The 456-nt window shown below is 67.8% G+C and carries 1 protein-coding gene; it reads left to right on the top strand.

From position 1 onward, the window contains the following. Positions 1–56 precede the first annotated feature (56 nt). Positions 57–456, top strand: a 400-nt coding sequence (locus M3223_RS23900) for a malonyl-CoA decarboxylase N-terminal domain-containing protein (protein ID WP_251566282.1), incomplete at its 3' end; no start/stop codon positions are given.

A 456-nucleotide genomic window follows, 5' to 3' on the forward strand; every position in this document is an offset into this window, starting at 1 on the left:
TTCTGGGGGTCTGATGAATCCGGCATCGTGGTGGGGGGCAAAAGGTCTCGGACTGGTTGCCCAAGGGCAAGGTGGTGGAGGGCGCATCAAGCCCGGCGGTGGTTGGCAGCGGCGTCCGCGCCGAGCGCACGCCCGAGGCGCTGGACGCCACGCTGGTGCGCAAAGTGCTCAAACCCTTGCAGGCCGTGGCCGACAGCACCGTGAGCGAAGTCGAAGGCGGGCGCCGTGCCCGTGACTTTGCGCAATGGTATGCCGCCGCCAATGCCAGCGAGCGCCGCCAGGCCTGCATTTTGATGAGCGAGCGCTTTGCGCCCGACCCACAGCGCATTCGCCAGGCGCGTGAGGCGTATGAAGCGGCCGTGGGCAGCGCCGAAGAGGGCGTGGCCGAGATCCGTCTGCGCAAAGCCCTGTACTCGGACCGCACCCGACTCTTGCAGCGCTTTGCGGTGTTTCCCG

The sequence above is a fragment of the Paenibacillus pasadenensis genome, from assembly GCF_023715725.1.
GTDB lineage: Bacteria > Bacillota > Bacilli > Paenibacillales > Paenibacillaceae > Paenibacillus_O > Paenibacillus_O pasadenensis_A.